The sequence below is a fragment of the Streptococcus oralis genome (assembly GCF_019929365.1).
Lineage (GTDB): Bacteria > Bacillota > Bacilli > Lactobacillales > Streptococcaceae > Streptococcus > Streptococcus oralis_BT.
In genome coordinates this window covers 89351-96626 of sequence record NZ_JAHZPH010000007.1, presented here as the reverse complement: position 1 = coordinate 96626, position 7276 = coordinate 89351, and the positions used below count along the sequence as shown (strand labels likewise).

Below are 7276 nucleotides of genomic sequence, written 5' to 3'. Positions count from 1 at the left end.
AAGAGGCTGAAGAGGACGGTTTGCTAAATCGTTAGGTCGGGTAACTGGCGCGGGGGTTCGAATCCCCCATTCTCCGTATACAGAGAGCTATAAAGCGAGTGTAGGAGTTTAAATCAACTTATACCTATTAATTAAATATTTTGGAGAATTACTCAAGAGGCTGAAGAGGACGGTTTGCTAAATCGTTAGGTCGGGTAACTGGCGCGGGGGTTCGAATCCCCCATTCTCCGTGATACAATTTGAGAATCTTTATCAACTCTAGTGGGTTGAAGAAAAGCTAAGATCGAGAAAGGACGAATTTCGTCCTTTCTTTTTTGATGTTGAGAGCGATGAAAATCCTTTTTTTGAAGTTTTCAAAGTTCCGAAAACCAAAGGCATTTCGTTTGATGAGTTTAATGAGATTATTAGTCGCTTCCAATTTTGCGTTGGAATAAGGTAACTGAAGGGCGTTGACAATCTTCTCTTTATCCTTGAGGAAGGTTTTAAAGACAGTCTGAAAAAGAGGATGAACCAGCTTGAGATTATTTTCAATGAGTTCGAAAAAATTCTCTGCCTCCTTGTTCTGAAAGTTAAAAAGCAAGAGCTGATAGAGATTATAGTGTTTCTTCAGGTCTGTGGAGATAGCCAAGCTTTCAGCGATGACCGTCATAGGGACTTTCTCGATTAATTTTTGAGCGATTTGGTGGTTTTTCTTGACTAAGGGAGTCTCTGCGACTGCCATTTTTTTACAGACTTTACATCGGAAGCGCCGTTTCCTTAGACAAATTAGAATTTTGTATCCCGCACATTCTAGATAAGGGATTTTAGTTCTTTTGAAAATCATATTTCTTCAGTGATTTCCTTGTGGGTATCCATATTGAAAATATCCACACTCTTGATGTTAGGGTCTTTAATGTCTAGTAGGTTTGTGATAAAATGTAATGGTTCCATAAGATTCTTTCTAATGATGGTTTGGTCGCTTTTCATTATAGATCTTTTGGTACTTTTTTCTAGGCATCTCCATAGTGGTTTTACTCACTACAGAATTATAGAGCTTTATTATCTAATGCTGTTTCAGTAACTTTCATACTAGAAAAAATCATAAATAGACTAGATTTAGTGGTATACTAAGGTTAGGGACTTTAAGTGGCTGGGGATAATCGAGATGAAAAATGGAGTAAAATTTCACAGTATTTTTTATAGATTTATACTATTTATCTTTCTAGTATTTCTAACTGTGATTTCAATGATCTTAGATGCAAAAAAAGCGCAAATTCGCTTTTTTAACCTATCCTTGACTATCGGGCAAGAGGAGTTGAAGATTGTTACAGTTGCGGTTTTGCTCCTTACTTTTCTTTTATCTTTCATGTTCAAATGGAAGTGTTTAATCCATAAAACTGGGATTTATCTAAGAAAAATTGATTTATTTGTAGATTGGAATGCGATTAGAGGTCTTAGCCATGTCTGGATAAATGAATATCATCGTGGACCTCATGGTTTCCTGTTCTATAATCGTAAGACGCTGGTTATTTATAGAGAAAATTATCAGCCGATTTGCCTTTATAATATTTCAATATTGGCCTTATATGTGGCTAAATGTTATCATCCAAAATTGAAAACCAATATAGTCTCAGCAACGTTAGCAAGTCTCTTCAATATGGCTTTAAATGCATGGTTCTTGTATGAGATGTTTAGTAAAAATTTGGTGAATATAAATGCTGAAGTCTTTATGTTTTGGCTGCTTTTATATGCTGTTAAAGTTTTTGCACTTCCATTGGTCATGCTTGGACACGAAAATCACTGCTATGGGGTTTCTTTGGTACATAGCACGGCATATAAAAAGAATGCTTCGAAAGCTATTAACCTGTAAATTGTTGATAGGAAGCTAGCTATTTATATATCTGTTACTTTTCTACATTCAAAAAGCACTATATGTTGCTAGTTGCATATAGTGCCGTTGTTAAGTCCAGCTAGTGAGTGAGATTTCACCACTATTGAGCCAGATTTCTGTCTGGTCATCAAGCTGGATAAGGAGTTGTCCTTTGTCGGAGATTCCCTTGGCGACTCCTTTGTTTTCAGTCTGATCTTGGATAAAACTGACCTCTCTTCCTAGAACAAGAGAGTGTTCTTTATAAAGATAGAGTAGTTCTTCGGGTGCTGTTTGGTAGAAACAACGCCAAATTTCTGAGATTAGTTCGTTTCGTGTGATAGGAGCTGGTGGTGTAAAGAGACTTCCAGCTTTTTCTTTTATCTCTTTTGGAAAATCGCTGATGGCAAAGTTGATTCCAACGCCGATAATGACGTCTGTTACTAGGCCTGTTTCCACGGACGTCATGGCTTCGGTTAGGATACCTGCTATTTTTTTATTTTTAAAGTAGATATCATTTACCCATTTGATACCCACGTCAATCAAGGTGAGGTTTTTAATGGCTTTGTAAATGGCACCTGCTGTAAGTAATGTGTAGGCAGGAAGCTGGTCATAGGTGAGATTTGGCTGAATATGTAATGACATATAAATACCTCCCTGAGCAGGAGAGTAGTAAGGGCGCTGAAAGCGGCCACGACCTGCTGTTTGACATGTGGAAAGATAGAGTGTATTTCCTTTGTTTCCAACTTCAATCCCTTCTTTTGCATCTGTTTGTGTTGATTTGGTCTCAGGTTTGTAGCGAATGGTTAAGTTGGTTTTCTCTTGAATCAAATCAGGTAGGATCAAATCGCCATGAATAAGTTTGTAACCTTTATTTTTAATACTGTCAATCACGAGCCCTTCTTGTTGGAGGCGTTGAATTGCTTTCCATATGGATGTACGACTTAACGACAGTTCTTCTGCAATTTTTTCTCCGCTAACATAGTCGTTTTCTCTAGCTAATATTTGGTAGACTAGTTGGTGTGATTTCATTGATTTTCCTTTCTAGCTAAGAGGGAGTGAGAGAGTTCTTTTCGAGTTTGACTCGGTGTTTTATGAAAAAACTGCTTGTAGGCTTTTGAGAAATGGAGTGGATCTGAAAAACCGACGGAGTACGCAATGACTTTAATAGATTCTTCAGTATGTTCCAGAAGTTGTTGTGCACGATGCATCCGAACGTAGAGTAGATACTCTTTTGGAGAGAGTTGGTGAAATTCTTTAAACACACTAGTTAAGTAACTTCTATGAACCGATAGCTCTTTAGCTAAATCTTGAATGGTGAGCGATTGTGGATAGTGACTATCTATCAATCGTTTGCAGTCAAGATAGAGTTGGTGGGTTGATGAAATATTCTTTCTTTTCTGATTGGGAGCAATAGTTCCTAGATGAAACATTAGTTCATGGAGTTGTCCCATGATGTGGAGTTGAGCCAATTCATTTGATTTTGTAATCTGAGCGAAACGGACAATATCTGAGATGAGTTTTGCAGTTGTTTGTGTATGACAGTTATTTGACTGGATGAGGTAGGATTGGTCAGAAATTTGAGATAGAGCAAAATAGTCAGGTGCCCTCCCTCCAGTAATCCCTAACCAGTAGTAAGCCCAAGGATTCTGGCTATCTGCTTGATAGAAGGTTAATTCATCTGGTTTTAGTAAAAAGAAATCTCCTGCCTTTAAATCAACAATTTTCCCCTTATAATGGAATTGACCTTTCCCTTTAGTAATGTAATGTAGTACATAGGTATCTCGAATAGCTGGGCCAAAAGAGTAGTTAGGCGTACATTCTTCATAACCGTAAAAGCTAAGAGAAAGATCAATTGTTCCAGTCTGGTATTCTGAAAAAACGAGCATGTGCCACCTCCTACCTAACATTTTACCATACTTTGTAGACATTTTTCTATTTTAGAAAGCGCTTTTATTTGCTAAAATTTTATCAGGAAATCGATGAGGTGATATATATGGGAATTCGGATAGAGAATAATCTATTTTACGTTGAGAGTAAAGGTTTAAGTTTGATTATTGAAAATAGGGATGGGTTCTTATTATTAAAACATTTAGGAAAGACTATTAAGAACTATAGAGGAGCTAATAGTGTTTATGAACGCGATCATGCTTTTTCACCTAATCCAACAGCTACTAATCGAACTTTTAGTTTGGATACGCAACGTCAAATTTTTGGACAACATGGTTTGGGTGACTTTAGAAAACCAACTTTACAGGTTCAGCACGATGAAACTGAAGTAACAGACTTTCGATTTGTAGAAGCAAAGATTTTAAAAGGTCAGAATGGTCCACAGGGCTTACCTTCTCCTCACAGCATGGATGATACAGAGACGCTTGTCTTGATTTTAAAAGATCCTCAAGCTAAACTTAGTCTGACTTTGTATTATACAGCTTTTGAAAATGATGCGACAATTGCTAGCTACAGCAAATTGGAGAATAATAGCAATCAGGAAGTTGTCATTCATAAGGACTTTTCTTTCATGGCTGATTTTCCTGCTGCAGCTTACGAAATAGTGACTTTACAGGGAGCTTATGCTCGTGAAAAGACTGTTCGACGTCAACAGGTAGAACAAGGAATCTTTTCAATTAGTTCGAACCGTGGTGCTTCTGGTCATGCTCAAACACCAGCTCTTCTATTATGTGATCAAGGAGTCACAGAGGATGCTGGGAATGTGTTTGCCCTGCAACTACTGTATAGTGGAAACTTTGAAGCTTTTGTTCAAAAGAATCAGTTGAATGAAGTTCGGGTGGCTATTGGCATTAATCCAGAAAATTTTTCTTGGAAGTTAAATCCTGAGGAAAATTTTGAAACACCGGTAGCTTTAGTGACCTATTCAGATAAGGGATTAACTGGTATTAGCCATGAAAGTCAAAATTTTGTACTTAAGCACATTATGCCAAGTCAGTTTTCTAAAAAAGAACGTCCAATTCTAATCAATAACTGGGAAGCAACTTACTTTGACTTTCAGAGAGAAAAACTGTTAGAATTGGCAGATGAGGCTAAGAAAGTTGGAATTGAACTTTTTGTATTAGATGATGGGTGGTTTGGCAATCGCTTTGATGATAATCGTGCTTTAGGTGATTGGGTTGTGAATGAGAAAAAATTGGGTGGAAGTCTTGAAAGTCTGATTTCAGCCATCCATGAAAGAGGTTTGCAGTTTGGGCTTTGGTTAGAACCTGAAATGATTTCTGTAGATAGCGATTTGTATTGCAAACATCCTGACTGGGCTATTCAGGTTTCAGGTTATGAGCATACCTATTCTCGAAATCAATTAGTACTTAATCTTGCCAATCCCCAGGTAGTGGAATATTTGAAAAATGTCTTAGATGAACTCCTCTCTCATCATGATATTGACTACATCAAATGGGATATGAATCGTAATATTACTAACCTAGGGAATGGTTCGAACTATCTAGAGACACAAATGCAATCTCATCGGTACATGTTAGGACTTTATGAACTTGTTTCTTATCTGACAGAGAAGCACAGCCATATTCTCTTTGAGTCCTGCTCTGGTGGTGGAGGACGAAATGATCTTGGTATGATGCGTTATTTCCCACAAGTCTGGGCTAGTGATAATACTGATGCTATAGCACGTTTACCAATTCAATACGGCTCATCTTATCTCTATCCAACCATTTCCATGGGAGCTCATGTGTCAGCAGTACCGAATCATCAGATGGGACGAATGACACCATTGCAAACTCGTGGTCATGTGGCAATGATGGGAAATCTGGGTTATGAGCTTGATTTGACAAGTTTATCAGATGAAGAGAAGTCTGAGATCGCTAATCAGGTGAACTTGTATAAAGAATTGCGGCCAGTAGTCCAGTTGGGAAACCAGTATAGGTTAATCAATCCCGATGCTGCATCCAATGAAGCAGCTGTACAATTTAACTATGGAAATCAAACAATTGTAACCTACGCCCGAATCTTATCAGTTGTAGAGACCATGGAAACAACTTTAAAGTTAAAAGATTTGGATGAAGAGGGACGGTATGAATTACAGGAAAATGGTGTAGTTTACTCAGGTGCAGAACTCATGTATGCGGGTATTACTATGGAGCTTCCGCAGGGAGATTATCTCAGCAGGCAGTTACATTTCATTAGAAGATAAGGAGACAAGATCATGAGATGGTATAAAAAGATAAGCTTAATTGCTACTACAGGACTCTGCCTTTTGGGACTGTCAGCTTGTAGTAGTCAAGAGGAGTCAACTGATGGCAAGGTAACGATTGAGTTTTTTAACCAGAAGACCGAGATGGCAGATACCTTGCAAAGGATAGTGGATGATTTTGAAAAGGAACACCCTAATATTGATGTGAAGCTGACTACAGTACCTTCAGCTGGAATTGTGCTAAAGACTCGGATTTTATCAGGAGATGTTCCAGATATTATTAATATCTATCCTCAAAATATGGATTTTCAGGAGTGGGCGAAAGCAGGTTATTTTGCAGATATGACAGGAAAACCCTATCTTGAGAACATCAAGAATGACTATGCCGAAAAGTATGCAATCAATAACAAGATTTATAGTGTGCCTTTAACGGCCAACCTTTATGGAATCTATTACAATAAAACGAAGTTTAAAGAATTAGGGCTTGAGGAACCGAAGACTTTTAAAGAGTTTCAAGAGATTGTTAAAAAGATAAAAGATAGTGGGAATTCTCCATTTGCGGTTGCAGGCAATGAAGGCTGGACATTAAATGGTTACCACCAACTTTCTCTCATTACTCTTACGGGTAGTGGAGACGCGGCTAATAACTACCTTCGCTTTTCAAAACCAAACGCTATCTCTGCAGATGATGCTATTTTAAAAGCAGATGCAGAACGACTCGATTTATTAGCAGATAATGCTCAAGATGGTTGGCGTGGTGCCTCTTATAATGATGCGGTGGTAGCATTTTCGAGTGGAAAAGTCTTGATGATGCCACAAGGATCATGGGCATTAGCCGCAATTAATCAACAGGATCCAAAATTTGAGGTGGGGATGTTTGCCTTCCCAGGCGAAGAAGTAGGAAAAGAAGTCACTGTTGGTGCAGGGGACATGGCATTATCAACTTCAGCTACTACCAAACATCCTAAGGAAACCGAAGAATTTATCAGCTATATGACTAGTCCAAAAGCTATGCAGTCATACTATGATGTAGATGGTTCACCAGTTGCGGTGAAAGGCATACAGGAAAAAGAAGATTCAGCGCTTGCAGATATTTCTAAACTGGCGTTTACGGATAAACATTATGTTTGGTTGGGCCAACGCTGGAACTCTGAAGAAGACTTTTTTAATCTAAGTGCAGGTTATCTGATGGATAAAAATCTGAAAAATATGGCAAACAATCTCAATGCTTTCTTTAATCCAATGAAGGCAGATTTGGACTAGAATAGGAG

Annotated in this window: 5 protein-coding genes, 1 tRNA gene and 1 pseudogene; 4 read left to right on the top strand and 3 right to left on the bottom strand. The window is 38.1% G+C overall.

Annotated elements, in window-relative coordinates; translation table 11 throughout:
• The first annotated feature begins 142 nt into the window (after positions 1-142).
• Positions 143-230: transfer RNA gene (locus K1I53_RS08330), tRNA-Ser, on the top strand.
• 47 nt (positions 231-277) lie between these two features.
• On the opposite strand, the pseudogene K1I53_RS08325 reads toward K1I53_RS08330, so the two are convergent.
• Positions 278-930 (bottom strand): annotated as a pseudogene (locus tag K1I53_RS08325) (transposase).
• A gap of 295 nt (positions 931-1225) precedes the next feature.
• Here K1I53_RS08325 and K1I53_RS08320 point away from each other — a divergent pair.
• Positions 1226-1849 carry a hypothetical protein gene (locus K1I53_RS08320; protein ID WP_223329047.1) on the top strand — a complete coding sequence of 208 codons (624 nt, stop codon included), beginning with the start codon at positions 1226-1228 and terminating at the stop codon, positions 1847-1849.
• Between the two features lie 90 nt (positions 1850-1939).
• On the opposite strand, the gene birA is transcribed toward K1I53_RS08320, so the two are convergent.
• The gene (gene birA / locus K1I53_RS08315; RefSeq protein WP_223329045.1) at positions 1940-2878 is read right to left on the bottom strand and encodes a bifunctional biotin--[acetyl-CoA-carboxylase] ligase/biotin operon repressor BirA; all 939 of its coding nucleotides are present in this window, start codon (positions 2876-2878) and stop codon (positions 1940-1942) included.
• Entirely contained in the window at positions 2875-3735 is an 861-nt protein-coding gene (locus K1I53_RS08310; protein ID WP_000959984.1) for an AraC family transcriptional regulator, read from the bottom strand. Before K1I53_RS08310 ends, birA begins: the two co-directional genes overlap by 4 nt.
• Positions 3736-3842: 107 nt before the next feature.
• On the opposite strand from K1I53_RS08310, the gene K1I53_RS08305 reads away from it, so the two are divergent.
• Together K1I53_RS08305 and K1I53_RS08300 are read left to right on the top strand one after the other, a co-directional pair.
• Positions 3843-6005: an alpha-galactosidase gene (locus K1I53_RS08305; protein ID WP_223329043.1), complete on the top strand. Its 2163-nt coding sequence runs from the start codon at positions 3843-3845 to the stop codon at positions 6003-6005.
• A 12-nt stretch (positions 6006-6017) separates the two neighbouring features.
• Positions 6018-7268 carry an extracellular solute-binding protein gene (locus K1I53_RS08300; protein WP_223329041.1) on the top strand — a complete coding sequence of 417 codons (1251 nt, stop codon included), beginning with the start codon at positions 6018-6020 and terminating at the stop codon, positions 7266-7268.
• Positions 7269-7276: the final 8 nt, after the last annotated feature.